The organism is Pseudomonas sp. SO81 (assembly GCF_030374125.1).
GTDB lineage: Bacteria > Pseudomonadota > Gammaproteobacteria > Pseudomonadales > Pseudomonadaceae > Aquipseudomonas.
On record NZ_CP126126.1, the window covers coordinates 1,134,397 to 1,154,155 of the forward strand.

Here is a 19,759-nt window from a genome sequence, read left to right on the forward strand (position 1 = left end):
GAGACCCGCACTGGTTAGTCTGCGTGAAGACTAACAAAAAACAGGGCATCCCGATGAAACCCTTGCTTTCCCTGCTGCTGGCTAGCGCAGCCGCCTGTGCCTCAATGGAAACTATGGCCGCCGCCGATCTTATCCTGCACAACGCCAAGATCTACACCGCCGAACCGGGCCAGGCGCTGCAGCAGGCCATCGCCGTGGAGAACGGCAAGGTGCTCGCGGTAGGCTCCAACGCAAAGGTGCTTGCCCTCAAGCAAGCCGCCACCAAGGTGATCGACCTCGGCGGAAAGGTGCTGATGCCTGGCTTCATCGACTCCCACGCCCATGTGGTGAAGGGCGGCCTGCAGATGCGCCAGGCCAACCTGAACGGCGAGGACCTGCCGCTGGACCAACTGGAGCGCCGGCTGCGCCAGTGGCGCGACGACGGCAGCGCGAGGCGTGGCGAGTTCCTTGCGGTGGGCGGCGTGCCTACCGCCTACTGGGACCGCATCGCCGAGCTGGAGCAGCGCTTCAACGCCGGTGAATGGGCCGACACGCCGATCCTCCTGGCCGGCGGCGACTACCACACCGGCTGGGCCAACCGCGCCCTGCTGGCCAAGGCCGGCGTCGACGCGGCCAAGGTCAAATCGCTGAAGGGCGAGGAACGGGCCACCATCGGTCACCACGACAACGGCGAGCCCAACGGTTTTCTGGTCGATGCCGGGCTCTACCCGGTGCAGGCCCTGCTGCCGCTGGCCAGCGACGCCGAGCTGCTGGCCGCGCTGGAGAGCGCCCAGCGCCACTACCACGGCCTGGGCATCACCGCCTGGATGGAACCGCTGGTCAACGAGAACCCCGGCGGCGACATCCACAACGACTCGCTCGGCGTGCTGCCGGCCTACAAGGCGCTGGCCGCCCAGGGCGGCCTGAACGCCCACGTCGCCGCCCTGCTGATGGCGGACTCCAAGGCCAGCCCGGCCGACCTCGACCAGCTGGACCAGGTGCGCCAGCAGTTCCGCGGCATCGACAACCTGAGTCTGCCGGGCATCAAGGTATTCGCCGACGGCGTGGCCGAGCACCCGGCACAGAGCGCCGCGCTGCTCGATCCCTACCAGAACTCGGGCAAGACCGGCGAGCTGCTGTTCGACCCGCAGGGCTTCGCCAAGCTGGTCGACGCCGCCGACGCCCGCGGCTGGCTGGTGCACGTGCATGCCATCGGTGACCGTGCGGTGCGCGAGTCGCTCAATGCCATCGAGTTCGCCCGCCAGCAGCGCAGCAGCGGCATCCCCCATTCGATCACCCACCTGCAGCTGGTCAACCCACGCGAGTTCGCTCGCTTCAAGCCGCTCGACGCGATCGCCTCCATGCAGCTGTATTGGGCCGCCGCCGACGAGATGAGCGTCGACCTGGTCCAGCCCTATGTCAGCGCCATGGCTTACCAGTTCATGTACCCGGCGCGCTCGCTACTGAAGAACGGCGCCACCATCGCCGGCGCCAGCGACTGGCCGATCACCACCGCTGATCCGTGGAAGGCCATCTACCAGGCGGTCAGCCGCCAGGGGCCGAAGGGCGTTCTCAACCAGGCCGAGGCCATCGACCGCGAGACCATGTTCCAGGCCTACACACTCAACGCCGCCCGCGCCCTGCTGCTGGACCAGCAGATCGGCTCGCTCAAGCCCGGCAAGCAGGCTGACCTGATCGTGCTGGACCGCGACGTGTTCCAGGTCGCCCCCGAGGCCCTGCGCGATACCCAGGTGCTGGCCACCTACTTCGCCGGCCGCGAAGTCTTCTCCCACTAACCCACCCGCCTCGCCCGATGCGCTCAACACGCGCCACGGCGAAGCCATGCCCGCAGTACGCCGTAGGAAATCGCTCGTGAAACTTCATACCTTCGTCACCGACACCCAGAATCCGCAACAGCGCGGCCGCCAGATCGGTGAACGCTGGGCGCCGCAGATCCAGCAGACCTGCGCGCTCTATCTCGACTTCTTCGACCAGGTCGACATCGACCCGCAACGGGTGCGCACCATCGGCGAGGCCAGCCTGGACTCGCTGCAGACCTGGAGCCCTCATCTCGCCCAGGAGCTGGTGGCTACCGCCGAAGGCGCCGGTCTGCCGCTGTGGCAGCTGGCGGCGCTCAACGCCCGCACCGAGATCCTCGCCACCATGCCGGCCGATGCCGAAGGCGAGTGCTCGACCTGCGTGTTCGCCCCCGCCGGTGCCGAGGCGCCGCGCACCGTGCAGACCTGGGACTGGCACGACAGCCTGGTACCGCAAGGCATGCTTCTGCAGCTGACCGGCAGCACCGGCCTTACCGCCAAGCTGTTCACCGAGTTCGGCATGCTCGGCAAGATCGGCGTGAACAGCGCCGGCCTCGGCGTGCACTTCAACATCCTCCATCACGCCAGCGACAACGCCAGTGCCGGCGTGCCGGTGCATGCCATCGCCCGGCGCCTGATCGAGGAGGCCCGCAGCGTCGACGAGGCCATCGAGCTGGCCCGCTCGGCACGGGTCAGCGCCTCCACCGTGCTCACCGTGTTCCACCGCGACGACAAAAACCCGCGCGCCGCCAGCATCGAGATGTCACCACAGGCCACCGCCGTGGTGCTGCCCAACGCCGAAGGCTGGATCACCCACACCAACCACTTCCTGGCCCCCGAGCTGATACCCGGTGAGCGCACGGCGGACGTGTCCACCACCTACCTGCGCCTGGACCACGTCAACGCCCAGCGCAGCGCCATGAGCGCCGGCGACCTGAACGAGCGGGCCCGCGCCATGTGCGGCGCAGCAGGCGAGCAGGCGCCGATCTGCTTCCACCCGGATCTGTCCCTGGCACCCAAAGAGCGCTGGGAAACCCTGCTGACCATCGGCATCGACACCCTCGCCGGCGATCTGCTGTACCGCGCCGGCAACCCCATGCAGCTGGCCGAGCAGGGCCATCTGCGCTTCTGACCCGACAGCGCCGGCCGCCGCGGCCGGCACCCCTTCACTCCAACAACAAGATGGGTACGTCACATGAATAGCCACACAGCGGGCCGGCAGTCCGCCCTGCGCACCTTCTTCGTCTCCGGCATGGGCACCGCGCTGGAGTTCTACGACTTCGTCATCTATGGCGTCGCCGCGGCCCTGGTGTTCCCCCAGGTGTTCTTCCCCGAGCTGGACAAGCTCACCGCCACCCTGGTGGCCTTCGCTGCCTTCGGCGCCGGCTTCTTCGCCCGCCCGCTGGGCGGCGTGGTGTTCGGCCACATCGGTGACAAGGTCGGCCGGCAGAAGGCGCTGGTGGTCACCCTGCTGCTGATGGGCCTGAGCACCCTGCTGATCGGCTGCCTGCCGACCCACGCCAGCATCGGCGTGGCCGCGCCCGTGCTGCTGGTGCTGCTGCGCCTGGTGCAAGGCTTCGCCGCCGGCGGTGAGTGGGGCGGCGCCGCGCTGTTCGGTATCGAGTCGGCGCCACCCGGCAAGCGCGGCCTGTGGGGTAGCTTCACCAGCATGGGCATCGGCATCGGCGGCATCCTCGGCTCGCTGGTGTTCGCCATGGTCAGCCTGGCCTACGACGACAACCTGGCCGACTTCGCCTGGCGCATTCCCTTCTGGCTCGGCGGCGTGCTGGTGCTGATCGGCCTCTACGTGCGCCTGCAGAAGTCCACCCAGCAGCCGCTGCAACCGCGCGAACAGGTGCGCGTGCCGATCCTCGCCGCCCTGCGCTCGCGTCCGCGAGAGATGCTGCTGTGCTCCGGCATCGCCTTCGGCTACGTGACCATCGCCTACATCGGCAGCACCTTCTTCCTCGCCTACGCCACCCAGATCGGCTATGGCAGCACCGAGGCGCTGCTGTTCGACATCAGCCTGTCGGCGGCCATCATCGTCAGCGCGCCGCTGTTCGCCGCCCTCTCCGACCAGATAGGCCGGCGCACCGTGATGATCCTCGGCGCCGCCATCATGGCCCTGGGCTTCTTCCTGTTCTTCCCGATGGTCGGCCTGCACAGCCTGTTCGCCTCGTTCGCCGCCTACATCATGGTCGGCGCCTTCATGGGTGCCACCCAGGGACCGATCCCGGCCTTCCTGGCCGAGCAGTTCCCCCGCTCCATGCGCTACTCAGGCATGTCCGCCGCCTACCAGATAGGCGCGGCCCTGGGCGGCGGCACCGCCTCCAGCGCGGCCACCGCCATCCTCATCGCCGGCGACAACAACCCCTTCGGCGTAGCGCTGTACGGCGCCGCGGCCCTGGCCATCGTCGCCCTCTGTTCCTGGCTGCTGCGCGAGACCGCGCACCTCGATCTGGCCGAGATCGACGCCCCGCGCTGGGCCGCCACGCCCTGCCCGCAGCCCTGAGGCGCCGCGCCTTTCCCGCTGCGCTGCGGCGCGGCGGGCCCTCATCACAACAACAAGAGAAACCCACCATGAAGCGTCACCTCAGCCTCGCCCTGGCCGCCGCTCTGCTGGCTCCCGCCGTACAGGCCATCGAACTCACCCGGGACCTCGGTCTGGAACTCAACGCCGGGATCTACAGCGACTACCGCACCCGCGGCATCTCGCAGACGCAGAACGACCCGGCCCTGCAGGGCTCCGCCACCCTGCTGCACGGCAGCGGCCTGTATGCCGGGGTGTGGGGCTCCAACGTCGACTTCGGCCACGGCAGCAGCACCCGCCAGGAGCAGGACTACTACGCCGGCTATTACTGGCAGATCGACGACGACATCGCCCTCGACCTGTCCTACATCGAGTACGTCTACCCACGGCAGAGCGAGTTCAACTACGGCGAGTACCAGGTCGAACTCAGCGCCTACGGCGCCTTCCTCGGCGGCAAGTATTCCAACGACATGGCCGGCGACCAGAGCTACCTGTACAGCTACCTCGGCTACCGCGCCACGCTGCCTTGGGAACTGGGCCTGGAGCTGCGCTACGGCCAGGCGGACTACAAGGACCCGGTGTTCCTCTCCGCCAGCGGCGACGACCGCGACAGTTACCAGGAATGGGAGTCCAAGCTGAGCCGATCGCTGCTGGGGCTGGACTGGTCACTGAGCTACGTGGACACCGACCTTTCCGAGGCCGAATGCGCCGGTTACTACGGCTTCGAAGATGTCTGTTCGGCTACGGTGGTTGCGGGTGTGAGCAAGACCTTCTGAGGCTACCCGGGCGCCCTGGTGGAGCCTGAGGTTGGCCCGCCGGGGGCGGTTGCGTACCATGTCGCCCTCGCATTGATCACGGCCGGGCAACCCGGCCGCCATCGCCCTGGAAGCTCATGAAAATCGCCCGCTTGCGCGCCGACATCCTGGCCGGCCTCACCTCGTCCTTCGCCCTGGTGCCCGAGTGCATCGCCTTCGCCCTGGTGGCCCAGCTCAACCCGCTGATGGGCCTGTACGGCGCCTTCATCATCTGCACCATCACCGCCCTGTTCGGCGGCCGGCCGGGGATGATTTCCGGCGCGGCCGGCTCGATGGCGGTGGTGATAGTCGCCCTGGTGGTGCAGCACGGCGTGCAGTACCTGCTGGCCACCGTGCTGCTCGGCGGCCTGCTGATGATCCTGTTCGGCGTGCTGCGCATGGGCAAGCTGGTGCGCATGGTGCCGTACCCGGTGATGCTCGGCTTCGTCAACGGCCTGGCCATCGTCATCGCCCTGTCGCAACTGGAGCACTTCCATGAGGGCGAAGGCTGGCTCAAGGGCGCGGCGCTGTACTGGATGCTCGGCCTGGTCGCGCTGACCATGGCCATCGTCTACCTGCTGCCCAAGCTGACCCGCGCGGTGCCGCCGGCGCTGGTCGCCATCCTCGGTGTCGGCCTGCTGGTTTATCTGCTCGGCCTGCCCACGCGCACCCTCGGCGACATGGCGCACATCGCCGGCGGCCTGCCACAGTTCGCCCTGCCGGACATCCCCTGGAACCTGGAGACCCTGCGCATCATCGCGCCCTACGCGATCCTGATGTCCCTGGTCGGCCTGCTGGAAACCCTGCTCACGCTCAACCTCACCGACGAGATCACCCAGAGCCGCGGCCACACCAACCGCGAGTGCGTGGCCCTGGGCGCGGCCAACATCGTTTCCGGTGCGTTCGGCGGCATGGGCGGTTGCGCGATGATCGGCCAGACCGTGATCAACCTCAGCTCCGGCGGCCGAGGCCGGCTGTCCGGCGTGGTCAGCGGAGTGATGATCCTGCTGTTTATCCTGTTCCTCTCGCCGCTGATCGAGCTGATCCCGCTGGCCGCGCTGGTCGGGGTGATGTTCGTGGTGTCGCAGCAGACCTTCGCTTGGGGCTCGCTGCGCGTGCTCGGCAAGGTGCCGCTGAACGACGTGCTGGTGATCGGCGCCGTGACCGTGATCACCGTGTTCACCGACCTGGCCACCGCCGTGCTCTGCGGCATCGTCATCGCCGCGCTGAACTTCGCCTGGCACCACGCCCGCGAACTGTATGTGGACAGCGACGCGCAGCCCGACGGCAGCAAGCTCTACCGCGCCCACGGCACGCTGTTCTTCGCCAGCACCACGCCCTTCCTCAACCTGTTCGACGTGGCGCAGGACCCGGACCAGGTGACGCTGGACTGCCGCCACCTGAGCTTCGTCGACTACTCCGCCATCGCCGCGCTGAAAACTCTGCGCGAGCGCTACACCAAGGCCGGCAAGCACCTGCGCGTGGTGCACCTGTCCGAGCGCTGCAAGCAACTGCTCAAGCGCGCCGGCGCCGCTGACTGAGTCCGCTGGCGCAAGCTAGCCCTTGGTGGGCGGCTTCTTGGCACCGGCCCTCGACGACCAGTGGGCCTTCTTGTGATCGAGCGGGATGCCCGTGGTGCCGATGGCAACCTGGGTGATCTCGCCACCCGTGGTCAGGAATGCCTCGACCTGTGCATCGAGTGCAGCCCGCAGATGATCGTTGACGGGGTCGTTCATGGCGGAGCTCCTTGCGCGGATGAGCACCCACTATACAAACTTCTACCGCCTTGCCGGCCTAAAGCGACCGGCTGTCCCTAATTACCTTCCGATTCCAGATAGAACTGGTCAATCAGTCCAAAGCCTGTATGCTGCGTTCACTGCCTGTCCTGTTTAGCGGCACCGTCTTGATGTTCTGTCTCTGATTCCCATCTCCTCGGCTCACCCTCTTCACTTTGCATTCAGTCGACCAGAACCCTCTTCTGGTTGATCCCTTACCCTTGGAGATTTACATCATGGCAAACCGTGAAACCGGCATCGTCAAATGGTTCAACGCCGAAAAAGGCTTTGGCTTCATCACCCCCGAATCCGGCGCGGACCTCTTCGTCCACTACCGCCAGATCGAAGGCAACGGCTTCAAGTCGCTCGATGAAGGCCAGCAAGTTTCCTTCGTCGCAGCCAAAGGCCAGAAAGGCCCACAAGCCGAACAGGTCCAAGCCATCTAAGGCTTGCCTTCGAAAGAGCCCCGCCCATGCGGGGCTTTTTTTATGGGCAACCACTACCCGAGCGAGAGTGATGCCATGCGTGCAGTCCTGCTATTCGTCCTGTTGCTGAGCGCTCCAGCCATGGCCTGGGACGGTCATGATCAGCAGAGCAAGACCAACGTCGACATCGACCGCGGGGCGATGATCAAGAGCGGCGAGACCATCAGGTTCTACGACTACGCCGCAGGGGAATACCGCAAGGCCCGCATCATCGCGGTGAGCTTCCGTGAGGGCCTAATGGATATCGAGGTCCACGACGAGACCTCCGGCCAGCCACGCACTCTGGTCATGCAGCGCTGACCTTGCGCGGCCGCATCCTTGCGGCACTCTGCAGCCAGTGAGGGGCTAGCGCCTTACACCCAGCCGTCATTGCGCTTGCGCCGCACACGCAGCACGGTCGGCAGCAGCAGCCCGGCCAGCAGGCCGGCGCCGGCGATGCTGCCGCCATAGACCATGTAGCGCATCAGCACCTGCTTGTTCTCGCCACCCAGCTGCGCCTGGGCCTCGCGCAGTTCCGCCTGGGCCTGGTTCAACTGGCTGTCCAGGTCGCTGCGGGTGGCCTGCAGTTCATCGATCAGCGCCTTGCGCGAATCCAGCGTCTCCTGCATGCCCTGCACGCGGGTTTTCCAGGTGTCGTCGATGCCCTTCAGCTCGGCGCTCAGGTCGGCCACCTTCTGCTCCAGCTGCGGCAGGCGCTCGGCCTGGCCGGGCACGCTCTGCAGGTCGCGGGTGGGAATCCACACGCTGTCGCCGTTATCGCTGCGCACCTGGCTGTAGTCGCCCTGGCTGCGCAGCAGTTCGACCTTCTGCCCGGAGACGAGCGAGCCGACGATGCGGTAGCCATCGGTGGGGCCGCTGCGCACGTAGGTGCTCAGGCTGTCGCTGACCCAGCGCGAATTCTGTGCGCCCTCCTCGGCCTGCGCGCCGGCGGCGTACAATGTGCCCAGCAAACAGCTGCCGAGCACGCGGGGTTGGAAGAAAGAGGCAATCAGGGAACGCAGACGGGACAAGAGCATGGGCAATCTTCACCAGACAGGGGAACGGAGCCCGCAAGCGGGCACGACCACGTCGACCACCCGCAAAGGCGCAAACGGACCGACGGGTGACAGACCGCGTGAGTCCACCCGAGTTCGCCAACCCCCGGTCGGTTCGGACGAGCTGCCACCGCGCCGAACAGGCGCCCGACGCTCCTGCGCCCATGCCGGCAGGAGCGCCAACGCGCCGTGCAGCCGCCCCGCTCCTCAGCGCAGGGTGTAGCCCTTGTCCACCACCCAGTCCTGGCCATACACGCCACGCGCCCCGTGGGACAGCTGGAACAGCACCACCTCGGCCACCGCCTCGGAACTGAGGAACTCGCCGTCCACCAGCCGCGCGTTCACCTCGCTGGCCACGCCGGCCAGCGCCTCGTCCGGCAGGCCCAGGCTGTTCCAGATCGGCGTGGCGGTCGGCCCCGGCGACACCAGGTTCAGGCGCAGGCCCTCGCCCGCATGCTCCAGCGCCAGGCTGCGCACCAGGGCGGACAGCGCCGCCTTGCTGGCGATGTACGCACCCAAACCGACAAAGCCCAGGTGGCGCAGGAAGGTGCTGATGAACACCACCGACGCCGGCCGGGCCAGCTGCGCCTTCAGCGCATAGAAGGTATTCACCGCGCCGGCACCGTTGACCCGCCACTGCTCGTCGAACGCCTGCAGATCACTGCCCGGCGCTAGCTTGGCGATGCCCGCGTTGGGCACCAGGTAATCCACCGTACCCAGCTCGGCAGCCCGCTCGGCCAGGGCCTTTAGCGACGCCTCGCGGGTCACGTCACCCTCGCACCAGAACAGCCGCTCGGGATACTGCGCCTGCAATGGCGCCAGCCCACCCAGGCTGCGCGACATCGCCAGCACCCGCGCGCCGCGTTGCAGCAACTGCTCACACACGGCCAGGCCGATACCGGAACTGGCGCCGGTCACCACCGCCAGGCGTTGCTCGAATTGATTGTTCATGACGACCTCGAAACAGGAAAAGAAAGAGCGCGCCCCGGACCAGGCCCGGAGCGGCAACACAGGGATCAATGGGGATAGAGCCGGCCCTGGCGCAGGTCCACGCGCTGGCCACGCTCGAAGCGCTGATGCGGCGAGCGAATCCAGCGCTCCTCGCCCGCCTCGTCACGCACGATGTAGGCGGTACCGCTCTGGCCGCTGGCACGCTGCACCTGCGCCCCACCCCAGCCACCCACCGCCGCACCGACCACGGCTCCGACCGGACCACCGGCCGCAGCCCCCACCATCAACCCGGTCAGCCCACCGAAACCGGTGCCGACCGAATTCTCTTCCTGTTCCGCCACCACCTCGGCGGCCTGAACGGATTGCACGGCCAGCAGGCCGACACTGAAAGCAAGCAAGGCAAAGCGAGTCATCTGAGTTCTCCGTTATGTAGGCGTTGCGCCTGGAGCTACTCAGCTTTCGTGCCAGATATTTTTCTCTTTTATTTCAGATAGTTGAGAAATTAAGAAGTCACTGCGACAACAGCGAGACGCTGTCGATAGGACATGAGCGAAGGTCGAAATGACAGCGAAGCGGCAGCGACGAGAAGCTGCCCGAGAAAGAAATTCACGCACTGACCGAAAGGACAACTTGCGTGACGTGGATCACGCGACTAGCTTCGAGAATGACTAATGGCGATGCGCCATTGCATCACCGAACAAGGATGTTGGCTTGAAGTGACCAAGCCGCTCAATGCAATAAGGAGTGTTGCTATGCGCCTTGCTTACAACAACCTTTCGATATTCCCCCTTCCCCATAACCAACATCGAATCAGGTGATGGCGTTTATTCGCCAAAAATTTCTCTGCCAACATGGAATAAAAAATGAAGATTACTATTAAGAACTGCAACAATATTGACCATGGAATAATTGAAATAAAATCTAACACGCTCAACATAAAACACGGAATCAATGGAACAGGAAAGAGCACGATAGCCAAAGCACTAATTTCCGCCACAGAAGAAAGCACTCACAACATCTCAGAACTAAAACCATTTAAACATGCCCTTAATAGCGACATTAAATCAGAAATAAATCAAAGCGAACCGATAGAAAAGATAAAGATCTTTGACGAAAGATACATTAATGACTTCGTATTCCAAGCTGACGAGCTACTTAAGGGAAGCTTCGATATTTTAATCAGAGGTGAAGATTACGAAAAAGGGATGCAAGACATTGAAGAGCTAACTAAGACGATGCATGAAATACTCGCCCAAGATAAGGACCTGGAAAGCCTAATTGCAGACTTTAATGAGATAAGTAACAGTTTCGGAAAAACGACAAAGCAGGGATTTCATGGCTCCAGCAACGTTGCCAAAGCTCTTAAATCTGGAAACAAAGTTGAAACCATCCCAAACGAGCTTAAGGAATACAGCACCTACATTCAGCACGAACAAAACTATAAATGGCTGAAATGGCAGCAAAACGGAACTGAGTACATAGAAATATCTTCCGACTGCCCATTTTGCACTCACGACATAGAAACCAAGAAAGAAAAAATCCTAAAAGTCAGCGAAATATATGAGCCTAAATCTATCGAGAACCTGAACAAAATCGTCGCAACATTTCAGAGACTAAACAAATATTTTTCAGATCAAACAAAAGAGCAGATAGAGAAGTTCCTAAAAAACATCTCGGGCTACACCGACGATCAGGCAAATTACCTAAGGGAGGTAAAGGAACAAATAGAAAGGCTGAACACAAAGTTCATGCAAGCTCAGAAACTAGGATTTATATCTTTAAAGGACGTAGACAAAGTACTTGAAGAATTAAAAAATTACAGAATTGACCTATCTCTTTTCACACACCTGAACTCCAGCGAAACCAATAACAAAGCTGAAATTGTAAACAACGCAATTGACCAGCTCATCAATAAAGCAGGCGAACTTCAAGGCAGCATAAGAAAGCAGAAAATACTTATAGAGCGGCTAGTAAAGCAGCACAAAATTGAAATAAATTCATTTTTGAAAAACGCAGGATACCAATACAGCGTAGATCTTATCGAAGATGAAAGATCCGACCTAAAATTAAAATTAATCCACAACGACAACCAGGGAGAAATTCAAAACGTTAGGACACATCTGAGCTATGGAGAGCGAAATGCCTTTTCTCTGGTCCTATTCATGTACGACGCATTAAAAAGCAAACCTAGCCTAATCATTCTCGACGACCCTATCTCATCATTCGACAAGAACAAGAAGTACGCAATAATCGAGATGCTTTTTAGACGCGCAAATTCTTTTAGAGGAAAAACTGTATTACTACTAACCCACGACTTCGACCCTATCGTCGACATGGTCCTCCATCATAGTGATCGTTTCGAAAAACCATATGCCACCTTTTTGGAAAACAACCAAGGCGCACTCGTTGAAAAAGAAATCACTAGGGAAGACATTAAAACCTTCCTTGAAATAAACACAGAGAACCTAAATCTCCACACCCATGAAATCAATAGACTGGTCTACCTTCGCCGACACCATGAAATAACAAATCAAAAAGACTTTACATTTGACGTCATATCCAACCTCTTTCACAAACGGGAAGTCCTCACAAGAGTTGAGAATCAACAAACAATAAATATGACCACAGAAGAAATACAAGCAGGCATAGAAAGCATAAAAAGAAACATACCCACTTTCGACTACCAAACTCTGCTCAACGAAACAAAAGATAACAACAAAATAAAAGACATATATAATCGCTCATTAAATAACTACGAAAAGCTGCATATTTACCGAATCGCCTTCGACGATAAGAATGACAACATTGAGTCCGACGTCATTAGAAAATTCATCAACGAGGCATTTCACATCGAAAACAATTACATTTATCAACTCAACCCAAACTCTTACCAACTCGTCCCTCAATATGTGATTGATGAGTGCGACAGATATATGGCAATGCTGTAATTCCCGCACTTGGCTTGCAGACAGCGCACCGCCCCCTTCAGGAGGCCGAACGGAATCGTTGTGTAAGGGGTTGAGCGGCATGGATGCCGCGAGAGCCGCGATGGGCCAGGGATGGCCCTTCGCGGCGGGCCCCTGGAGCAATGATGGAGTGAGGGAAGTCGAGCGCAGCGAGACCCGTATGGCGGGGGCAAGACCTTTTGGTTCCTTTTGGGGCGACTGCCAAAAGGGACTCGCCGTGAGAGGCGAAACCTGTAGTTTCAGCCGAGGAAAGCGCTGAGTCATAAATGAGAAGCTAAAAGCCCCTCTCCCTAACCCTCTCCCGTAAACGGTAGAGGGGAGTTACAGTGCCGCCCAACTCCGCACAGCCCTGAGCAAGAACGATGAGCAACGACCCCCTCCACGGCCTCCCCCTGAAAGCCATCGTCCAAGCCCTGGTCGACAAACACGGCTGGGAGCGCCTCGGCCAGCTCATCGCCATCCGCTGCTTCACCCACGACCCCAGCGTCGACTCCAGCCTCAAGTTCCTGCGCAAAACGCCCTGGGCGCGGGAGAAGGTCGAAGCGCTGTATATCAAGGACATCGCCGACAAGCGCTGAGCCGCGCCACGGCGACCATCCGGCGGGCAACCGAAGCAGCGGCCGCGAGGCGCTGTCACAACGGGACCAGCAACCCTTCGGGGAGGTCCCATGCCACCGCCCGCTCATGTTCGCCACCAGCGCCTGGACCTGGACGGCATCGAGGTGTTCTACCGCGAAGCCGGCCCGCAGGATGCGCCGGTGCTGCTCCTGCCCCACGGCTATCCCTGCTCCTCCTACGAGTTCCGCAACCTGCTGCCGCTGCTGGCCGACCGCTGGCGGCTGGTGGCCCCGGACTTTCCCGGCTGCGGCTATTCGGGCACGCCCTTCGAGTTCAGCTACGACTTCGACGGCTACGCCGACTTCCTCGCGCGCTTCGCCAACCGCCTGGGCATCGAGCGCTTCGCCCTGTACCTGCACGACTTCGGCTCGCAGATCGGCCTGCGCCTGGCGATCAGCCGGCCGCAGCGCATCACCGCGCTGATCGTGCAGAACGGCGATATCTACGAGGACCAGCTGGGGCCGAAGTACGCCGCGCTCAAGCAGTTCTTCAGCAACCCCAGCGACGAGACGCAGCGCGCGCTGGCCGAGTCGGTGAGCCTGGAGGGCTTTCGCGACGAGTTCCTCAACGACGTGGAGCCGCATGTGGCGGCGCGCATCCCGCCGGACCTGTGGCAGCTGCACTGGGCGCTGATGACGCCGCGCCGCCAGCAGATCGCCCTGCGGCTGATCACCGGGCTGAGGGAGAACCTGGCCTGGTTCCCGCACTACCAGGTGTACCTGCGCCAGCACCAGCCACCGACGCTAATCCTCTGGGGCCCGCGCGACGGCTTCATGCCAGCGGGCGCGGCGCGCGCCTACCTGCGTGACCTGCCGGACGCCGAGCTGCACCTGTTCGAGGACGGCGGCCACTGGCTGCTGGAAACGCACCTAGAGGAAGTGGCGGCGCTGATGCGCGACTTTCTCGAACGCACCCTGGGCGGCGCGCGGCTGGAGTGAAGCCGTCCCGTCGCCCTGCGGCGCTTCGCCCGGTTTGCCGACGCGGGCTAGCGCGGACGGCGCCAGCGCCGGACAAGGCGGGCAGCAGTCAGGGCTGCAGATAGCGCTGCTTGATGCGCGCCTGGGTGCCATCGGCGAGTTGCTTGCGCAGCACCTCGGCATACATCTGCACGAACTCGGGCTGCACGCTCTTCTTGCTGAAGGCCACTTCCACGCCTTCGCTGGACACCACCACCGGCGTGGGCCGGATCAGCTCGCTCAGGCCCAGTTCCTCGATCTCCTGCTGGCCGGAGAGTTCGTCGGCGATCACTCCGTCGATGCGCCCCTTGGCGGCCATGCGCCACAGGTTGAGGCGGTTGGAGCTGAACTTCATGCGCTCGTGGAAGGCCGGTGTCTGCAACAGCTCCAGGTAGCTCGGCCCGTAGGACACCTCCATCTGCGCGCCCAGGCGGAAGGTGGTGTCGCGCAGTTGCAGCAGCTCGCTCACCGGCCAGCGGGCGGCGGCATCGCGGCGCATGAACAGGATGTTGCGCGAGGCCTCCTCGACCACGCCGGAGAAGTGCGCATACACCTCGCGCTCGGGCTTGCGGAAGGCGCCGGGCAGTATGTCGAGGCGGCCCTGCTCCAGCTCGCGCAGGGCCCTGGCCCAGGGCAGACGCACCAGACGCGCCTCGCAGCCCATGCCGTGCAACACGGAGCGCACGCCGTCGACGGTGGCGCCGACCACCTCGCCATCCGCTAGCTGCATGCTGAAGGGCGGGTCGTCGTCCCAGCGCAGGGTCACCTGGCAGGCGGCGCTCGCCAGGCTCGGCACGAACAGGGCCGCAGCCAGCAGGAGCCGGCGGCAGTGCAGCATGGCAAGGAGGGAGAAAGGCATCAGGCGCTCGCGGGACAGCTCGGAACCGGTAGCCTTGACTCTAGAGAATGCCCCGGCACCGGTAAAGCACGGCGCCGCTTGGGCGCGGATCGGCCCGAGTGATGGCCATCGGATAAGCGGCCCGGCCGCCTGCACAAATCTTCTAAACCTCGGCAGGCGGACGCGCTAAGGTCACGACAGGCCGAGCGCCGCTTTTCGGAGAGCCCCGTGGACACACGCAACTGGATCGACCTCGCTCAGGATGCCGACACCGGCATCGAGTCGATCCGTGCCCATTTCGAGGGCCACGCCTACGACCCGCACTGGCACGACAGCTACCTGGTGGGCGTTACCGAGCAGGGCGTGCAGCAGTTCAACTGCCGCCGCGAGAAGCACCTGAGCACGCCGGGCAAGGTGATCCTGCTGGAGCCGGGCGAGATCCACGACGGTCACGCGCCGACCGCGGAAGGCTTCACCTATTCGATGCTGTACATTGACCCGCAGTGGCTGGAGCGCGAGCTGCACGCGCTGTTCGAGCATGCGCCGGCGGACAGCACGCCGAGCTTCGCCAATATCCTCAACAACGACGCCCCGATGGCCGGCGCCATCTTCCGCGCCTTCCACACGCTGCACGAGGGCGACCTGCGCATCGTGCGGCAGACCACCATCGACGACCTGCTGGGCAGCATGACCAGCCGCCTGCAGTGGCGCAAACGGGAGAACCCCGACCCGCGCCTGCCCCTGGTGGCGCAGCGCGCCCGCGACTACCTGCACGCCAACTTCGACCGGGACATCGGCCTGGACGACACGGCGGCGGCCTGCGGGGTGGATCGCTTCCGCCTCAGCCGCGCCTTCAAGAGCGCCTTCGGCATCGCCCCGCACGCCTACCTGATCCAGTTGCGCCTGGCCAAGGCGCGCCAGCGGCTGGCCCGTGGCGACACGCCGGCCGATGTGGCCAGCGCTCTGGGTTTCGCCGACCAGAGCCATCTGGGCCGCTGGTTCCGCCGTGCCTACCGGCTCACTCCCGCCGACTACCGGCGCCGCTGCACAAAGCTTCCAGACTGATCGGCCGCCACGCCGCAGCATGAGCCTCCATCACCAAGGAGAGCCCATGCCATGCGTTATTTCCTCGCTCCGCGCGACAGCGGGAGGGACTGAGCCATGCAGTCCCTGCTGCCCTTCCTGCTGTTCGCCTTCGCTTCCACCATCACGCCGGGGCCGACCAATATCCTGGCGCTCAGCCACGGCGCGCGCTTCGGCGTGCGCGCCACCCTGCCGCTGGTGCTCGGCGCCTGCCTGGCGGCAGCGCTGATCGTGCTGCTGGTGGGTTTGGGCCTGGGCGAGGCGCTGCTGCGCTACCCGCGCGTGCAGCTGGCGATGAGCTGGCTCGGCGCGCTGTGGCTGAGCTGGCTGGCCTGGCAGCTGTGGCGCAGCGCGGCCGCGCCGCTGAACGCCACGGACGCGCGCGAACTCGGCCCGCTGGGCGCGGCGGCCCTGCAACTGGTGAATCCGAAGGTGTGGATGATGGCGGTCGCGGTGGTCAGCGTGTTCGCCGCCGGCAGCGCGGACAAGGCCCTGCGCGTGCTGCAGCTGTCGCTGATCTTCCTGCTGCTGGCCGTGCCGAGCATGACCGCCTGGGCCCTGCTCGGCGCCGGCAGCGCCCGCCTGCTGCAGTCGCCGCAGCGGATGAAGCGCTTCAACCAGATGTTGGCGCTGTTGCTGTTCGCCTCGACCTGGCTGGCGTTGCTGGTTTAGGGCTTGAAGGTCTTTACCGCTTCCAGCCAGGCCGGATCGAGGCGCTTCTGCTCCAGGTCCAGGCCGCGCTGCTCCATCAGTTCGCGGTGTGCGTCGATCTCGCGGACCATGTGGCTGAGGTCGGCGCTGTTGCCAACGAAGAGAGAGGCAAAGCGCTCTATAACAAGGTCATCCGTACTGATAGGCTACAGGCACTCATCAGCCATGCGAGAAGGAAATTTGCATGCACATTCGTTATCTGCACGCGCTACTACTCCCCCTTTACCTGTCAGGGTGCGATGGCATGCTGGGCGGCCAGCAATATCCCGATTGGGCCCTGGTCAACAAGCAGGAAATCCACTCGGCGATAGCGGACAGCTTCGAGGACGAGCATCCCTATCCCGCGGAACTGGATAACGACTACTCAGCGCGAGTAGCAGAGCAAGAGCGCCTCAGCCAGCAAATCTCCGATCTGAAAAGCAATGCCACTCAGCGCTGTCTCAGTATGAAGCCTGCGCCTGCGGCGGCGGACACCCCGCCCCGCTATCCAAACCCACCACAACCGTTGCAACGCGAGTATGTAATTCGCCAGGCGGGCTCAACCGCGGAACTGCAGAGCTGCCTGCAGAACATCGAGAACGATCAACTGATTCGCGATCTACGAGCCCAGACAAAAGCCTTCCAGGAGCTACAACAGCGGCGCCGCGAACACGACGTGGCAGTACGCAAACTACTGGACGAGCAGATCACTGCGGCAATTGCCACTTATGCCACGGCCAACGGCTTCAGTCTGGTCATCTCCAACGAGTCCAGCATTGTCTACAACCAGAACCAACGGGTGCTGGACGTAACAGCAGCTGTAATTGCCCAGCTGAAAAACCCGCCTCCTAAGCAGTAACGAGGAGCCTTCTGTACGGAGCCTGCTCCTTGGCTCCGTGCAGCTTCAGACGAAGCGCTTCACCGCCTCCAGCCATTCGCCTTGCAGGCGGCTCTGCTCGGGGTCCAGGCCCTGAGCCTGCATGGCCTCACGGTGCGCGTCGATCTCGCGGACCATGTGGCTGAGGTCGGCGCTGTTGCCGTCCAGCTGGTGCATCTGGGTCACGCCCAGGTGGTAGAAGCGCAGCAGCTGCATGGCGTTGGCGTCGCCCGCGGCCACGCCGGCCTTGACGTGGTGCATGACGTTGGTGACGCGCATCAGGCTGCGCTTGAGCCCCCAGCCGTAGGCGGCCGCCGCCATGAACGGCCTATGCCACAGCTGCTGGCGCACCACGGCCACGGTCAGCGCCATGCCGGTGAGCACGCCGAGCAGGTTCCATTTGAAGTTGTCGCCGGGCGGGCCGCCGAACAGCTGGGTGCTGGCGGTGGCGCAGAGCATGGCCAGCACCAGGAAGATGGCGATCACCACGAAGGTGCTGCGGCGGGTCTGCTGGCGGTAGAGCTCGGGGCTCATGGGCTGGAGTTCGAACATGGCTGATCCGGGTGGATGCGAGGGGGCGCCAACATGCCCGATCCCTTGCGTGCCGTCGAGCCCCTGGATGATGACAAGCCTTGTCGGCCTTTCAGAGCACTTCTATGCGGTCCCGGCCATTGGCCTTGGCCCGGTACAACGCACGGTCGGCGCGGTCGAGCATGCTCTGCGGGTTCTCGTCGCCGAGGTAGTGGGTGATGCCGAAGCTGGCGGTCTTGCGCAGCACGGTGTCGAAGTCGAACTGGCGGATGCGCGCCTGCAGGGTGAGCGCGGCGGTCTGCGCCTGCAGGGCGTCGATCTCCGGCAGGATGACGAGGAACTCCTCGCCGCCCAGGCGGCCGACCTTGTCGACGCTGCGCACGTTGTCGCGCAGCAGGGTGGCGAACTGGCGCAGCACGCTGTCGCCCACCGCGTGGCCGTGGTGGTCGTTGACGTGCTTGAAGTGGTCGATGTCCAGCAGGATCACCGAGAACGGCGTGCCGTAGCGCTGGGCGCGGGCGATTTCCTCGGCGAACAGCTGGTCGATGCGCGAGCGGTTCCACAGCCCGGTGAGGCCGTCGACGGTGGCGCTGAGGGCCAGCCGGCCCTGGTGCAGGAACATGGTCTTGTGTGCCTTCTCCAGCACGAAGGCGCAGAGCACGCCGAAGGAGAAGGACGCCAGCACCCAGATCAGGTGCAGGCGCTGCACGCCCGGCTGCAGGGCGTCGCCCAGGGTGACGGCGAGCAGCAGCACCACCGAGGCGCCGGCCGTCTGCAAGGCCTGGCGCAGGGTGAGGCCGGAGACGGTGAAGGTCCACATCAGATTGAGGTAGATCTCCGGCACGAAGTAGGCGAAATCAGGCTTGCCGTAGTTGAAGGCCAGATTGGCGACCACCGCGCCGACCGGCGCCACGAACAGCAGCACCAGCATCCAGCGCTGTGCGGCCTCGTGGTAGCTCATCAGGCCCACGGCCAGCAGCGCCAGGGGAACCACCACACCGTGCGCCAGCAGGCGCAGGCCGAGGTGATCGCTGGCCACGTTCTGCTCGATGGCGGCGTAGATCAGGTACAGCCCCATGGTGAGGAACGCGACGTAGCGGATCTGCGGCAGCTTGGCCTGCTGGTACCACTGGGCGAACTCCCGGCGCGTCGCCTCGGGCAAGCCGTGCAACGGGTTCAGCGACCGCGTCAGCCTTTCGATCACCCTCACCGCCAGCTCCTGTGCCATGGTCGCCCAGGACGGGCGGCCCACCTATGTCGGCCGAAGCGGCGCCGACATGAGCTCAGAATGCCATCATGCCTAGATCTGGCGCCACTGCGTGAGATTATCGACAAGGGACATAAGCGCCCACCATGCGCCGAGGAGATACCAAGGAAATAACATGCGAGAAAACAAACCTTTCGACTTCGCTTCATTTCGCGCTGCCAACAAAGACCGGAATGTCTCTGGTATCGACTATCTACATGCTATCTACACGTCTCAGGATCTGCCGGCCGATTTCGTTCTGTGGTTTAGCAAATTGTTCAAACCCGACTTCAAGCTTCTGGGCGGAATGGCCTTCGTTGCAGAGCTCTTCGACGAGGCGCGCTATCAGGGGCTTCTGGGGAACGGCCAGCGACCAGACCAGGCGCAGTACTGGTCGAACCTGTTGGAGATTACCGGGCTGTTTGACAACCTTACGGTCGATCAGGCCTACCCGCTGGCAGAGCGTATTGCGGAGAGTTGGAACCTGACACTTACCAACCAGTTCGGAGTCGAGCAGGCGTTGGCGCGAGTCATCGTAGACGACGATTCCGAGGAGGTGTTCGTGACCATCGGGGCTTACAACACCTGA

21 protein-coding genes are annotated in these 19,759 nt (G+C 63.2%); 14 read left to right on the plus strand and 7 right to left on the minus strand.

Features of this window, described 5'->3' with window-relative positions:
• Window positions 1-53: 53 nt before the first annotated feature.
• From OH686_RS05510 to OH686_RS05530, 5 genes are all read left to right on the plus strand, one after another.
• Complete coding sequence (locus OH686_RS05510) at window positions 54-1,775, plus strand: amidohydrolase (RefSeq protein WP_289538837.1); 1,722 nt, start codon at window positions 54-56, stop codon at window positions 1,773-1,775.
• A gap of 76 nt (window positions 1,776-1,851) precedes the next feature.
• Complete coding sequence (locus OH686_RS05515; protein ID WP_289536698.1) at window positions 1,852-2,928, plus strand: C45 family autoproteolytic acyltransferase/hydrolase; 1,077 nt, start codon at window positions 1,852-1,854, stop codon at window positions 2,926-2,928.
• A 63-nt stretch (window positions 2,929-2,991) separates the two neighbouring features.
• A complete protein-coding gene (locus OH686_RS05520) occupies window positions 2,992-4,308 on the plus strand; it encodes an MFS transporter (RefSeq protein WP_289536700.1) in 1,317 nt (438 codons plus the stop codon).
• Window positions 4,309-4,376: 68 nt separating this feature from the next.
• Entirely contained in the window at window positions 4,377-5,102 is a 726-nt protein-coding gene (locus OH686_RS05525) for a TorF family putative porin (protein ID WP_289536702.1), read from the plus strand.
• A 116-nt stretch (window positions 5,103-5,218) separates the two neighbouring features.
• Window positions 5,219-6,661 carry a SulP family inorganic anion transporter gene (locus OH686_RS05530; protein WP_289536704.1) on the plus strand — a complete coding sequence of 481 codons (1,443 nt, stop codon included), beginning with the start codon at window positions 5,219-5,221 and terminating at the stop codon, window positions 6,659-6,661.
• A 15-nt stretch (window positions 6,662-6,676) separates the two neighbouring features.
• On the opposite strand, the gene OH686_RS05535 is transcribed toward OH686_RS05530, so the two are convergent.
• Complete coding sequence (locus OH686_RS05535) at window positions 6,677-6,856, minus strand: hypothetical protein (RefSeq protein ID WP_289536705.1); 180 nt, start codon at window positions 6,854-6,856, stop codon at window positions 6,677-6,679.
• A 275-nt stretch (window positions 6,857-7,131) separates the two neighbouring features.
• On the opposite strand from OH686_RS05535, the gene OH686_RS05540 reads away from it, so the two are divergent.
• On the plus strand, window positions 7,132-7,341 hold the full coding sequence (locus OH686_RS05540; RefSeq protein ID WP_137972271.1) for a cold-shock protein: 210 nt from the start codon (window positions 7,132-7,134) through the stop codon (window positions 7,339-7,341).
• A gap of 75 nt (window positions 7,342-7,416) precedes the next feature.
• Window positions 7,417-7,680, plus strand: a complete 264-nt coding sequence (locus tag OH686_RS05545; RefSeq protein WP_289536708.1) for a DUF5334 family protein — start codon at window positions 7,417-7,419, stop codon at window positions 7,678-7,680.
• A 53-nt stretch (window positions 7,681-7,733) separates the two neighbouring features.
• Here OH686_RS05545 and OH686_RS05550 read toward each other — a convergent pair whose 3' ends face one another.
• The 3 genes from OH686_RS05550 to OH686_RS05560 all read right to left on the minus strand — a co-directional run bounded on the left by OH686_RS05550 (window position 7,734) and on the right by OH686_RS05560 (window position 9,778).
• A complete protein-coding gene (locus OH686_RS05550) occupies window positions 7,734-8,396 on the minus strand; it encodes a TIGR04211 family SH3 domain-containing protein (RefSeq protein WP_289536709.1) in 663 nt (220 codons plus the stop codon).
• A gap of 225 nt (window positions 8,397-8,621) precedes the next feature.
• Entirely contained in the window at window positions 8,622-9,365 is a 744-nt protein-coding gene (locus OH686_RS05555) for an SDR family NAD(P)-dependent oxidoreductase (RefSeq protein ID WP_289536710.1), read from the minus strand.
• Between the two features lie 65 nt (window positions 9,366-9,430).
• On the minus strand, window positions 9,431-9,778 hold the full coding sequence (locus OH686_RS05560; RefSeq protein WP_289536711.1) for a hypothetical protein: 348 nt from the start codon (window positions 9,776-9,778) through the stop codon (window positions 9,431-9,433).
• 450 nt (window positions 9,779-10,228) lie between these two features.
• On the opposite strand from OH686_RS05560, the gene OH686_RS05565 reads away from it, so the two are divergent.
• From OH686_RS05565 to OH686_RS05575, 3 genes are all read left to right on the plus strand, one after another.
• Window positions 10,229-12,313: an AAA family ATPase gene (locus OH686_RS05565; protein WP_289536712.1), complete on the plus strand. Its 2,085-nt coding sequence runs from the start codon at window positions 10,229-10,231 to the stop codon at window positions 12,311-12,313.
• Between the two features lie 380 nt (window positions 12,314-12,693).
• Window positions 12,694-12,909 (plus strand): VF530 family protein, encoded by a 216-nt coding sequence (locus tag OH686_RS05570; protein WP_289536713.1) that lies wholly within the window; start codon window positions 12,694-12,696, stop codon window positions 12,907-12,909.
• Window positions 12,910-12,999: 90 nt separating this feature from the next.
• Window positions 13,000-13,887: an alpha/beta fold hydrolase gene (locus OH686_RS05575; RefSeq protein WP_289536715.1), complete on the plus strand. Its 888-nt coding sequence runs from the start codon at window positions 13,000-13,002 to the stop codon at window positions 13,885-13,887.
• 88 nt (window positions 13,888-13,975) lie between these two features.
• Here OH686_RS05575 and OH686_RS05580 read toward each other — a convergent pair whose 3' ends face one another.
• A complete protein-coding gene (locus tag OH686_RS05580) occupies window positions 13,976-14,764 on the minus strand; it encodes a substrate-binding periplasmic protein (RefSeq protein WP_256662306.1) in 789 nt (262 codons plus the stop codon).
• Window positions 14,765-14,971: 207 nt separating this feature from the next.
• Between OH686_RS05580 and OH686_RS05585 the strand changes: the two genes are divergently transcribed.
• The 3 genes from OH686_RS05585 (at window position 14,972) to OH686_RS05600 (ending at window position 17,375) form a co-directional block, all read left to right on the plus strand.
• The gene (locus tag OH686_RS05585) at window positions 14,972-15,808 is read left to right on the plus strand and encodes an AraC family transcriptional regulator (protein WP_289536717.1); all 837 of its coding nucleotides are present in this window, start codon (window positions 14,972-14,974) and stop codon (window positions 15,806-15,808) included.
• A gap of 96 nt (window positions 15,809-15,904) precedes the next feature.
• Window positions 15,905-16,498, plus strand: coding sequence for a LysE family translocator (locus OH686_RS05590; protein ID WP_289536718.1), 594 nt, complete (start codon window positions 15,905-15,907; stop codon window positions 16,496-16,498).
• Window positions 16,499-16,721: 223 nt separating this feature from the next.
• Complete coding sequence (locus tag OH686_RS05600; RefSeq protein ID WP_289536720.1) at window positions 16,722-17,375, plus strand: OmpH family outer membrane protein; 654 nt, start codon at window positions 16,722-16,724, stop codon at window positions 17,373-17,375.
• A 45-nt stretch (window positions 17,376-17,420) separates the two neighbouring features.
• Here the strand turns inward: OH686_RS05600 and OH686_RS05605 are convergent, their stop codons facing one another.
• Window positions 17,421-17,945 (minus strand): DUF3087 domain-containing protein, encoded by a 525-nt coding sequence (locus OH686_RS05605; RefSeq protein ID WP_289536722.1) that lies wholly within the window; start codon window positions 17,943-17,945, stop codon window positions 17,421-17,423.
• A gap of 91 nt (window positions 17,946-18,036) precedes the next feature.
• Window positions 18,037-19,134 (minus strand): GGDEF domain-containing protein, encoded by a 1,098-nt coding sequence (locus OH686_RS05610; RefSeq protein WP_289536724.1) that lies wholly within the window; start codon window positions 19,132-19,134, stop codon window positions 18,037-18,039.
• 172 nt (window positions 19,135-19,306) lie between these two features.
• Between OH686_RS05610 and OH686_RS05615 the strand changes: the two genes are divergently transcribed.
• A complete protein-coding gene (locus OH686_RS05615) occupies window positions 19,307-19,759 on the plus strand; it encodes a hypothetical protein (RefSeq protein ID WP_289536726.1) in 453 nt (150 codons plus the stop codon).